This window comes from Candidatus Chloroploca asiatica (assembly GCF_002532075.1).
Classification (GTDB): Bacteria; Chloroflexota; Chloroflexia; order Chloroflexales; family Chloroflexaceae; genus Chloroploca; species Chloroploca asiatica.
Genome location: NZ_LYXE01000112.1, coordinates 1 through 603 on the forward strand (window position 1 = coordinate 1; position 603 = coordinate 603).

Here is a 603-nt window from a genome sequence, read left to right on the forward strand (position 1 = left end):
TCGACCCGTTTCAACGCCGCATCCACCTGCTCGGGATCGGCAAGCCTTCGTGGGTCTGCCGTTCGCCGCTGGTGCTGAGCTTCGATAGCTCTGGCCCGGCGAGGATGGCCATGATTGGCTTTGCGCGCGGCATCGGCACGGCCTACACGGCGGATTACGGGATCTCGATTGCCGCCCTCAGGCGATCCAGATCAGCCCGTCTTGCCTACCACCTCATCCGCTACCGCGCCCAGGTCGGCCTGCCCTGGAAGCCCATTGACGAGGCGCTGCTGCAGGCTGATCGCACGATCACCACGCTGCCAAATCTCACCGATGGGCACTGGGAGCAGCCCGAGTTTCCGGTTGCGGCGCTGTCTGCAGACCAGAACTGAAAGGAGGTGTCTTGTCACCCACCCCCTAACTCGACCTGATGGCGTGCGCCGCTGTGGCGCAGGGCCGTGTGCTAACGCTGCGCACACGGTCTTTTGTGTTGCCTGAAACCACAAGGAGACGATCCATGAGCACGCGACCGACCACGCCCACGCCCGCGCCGAGTGGCGACGACCTGCAGGCCCTCATGGCCGAGATCATTGCGACCACCGGCGTCTCAGCAGAGACCGCGCT

At 64.8% G+C, this 603-nt stretch carries 1 protein-coding gene; it reads left to right on the top strand.

Annotated features, from left to right (window positions below):
• Window positions 1–371 (top strand): hypothetical protein (locus tag A9Q02_RS24290; protein ID WP_172451013.1); only part of this gene is annotated, 371 nt, incomplete at its 5' end.
• Between the last annotated feature and the right edge of the window lie 232 nt (window positions 372–603).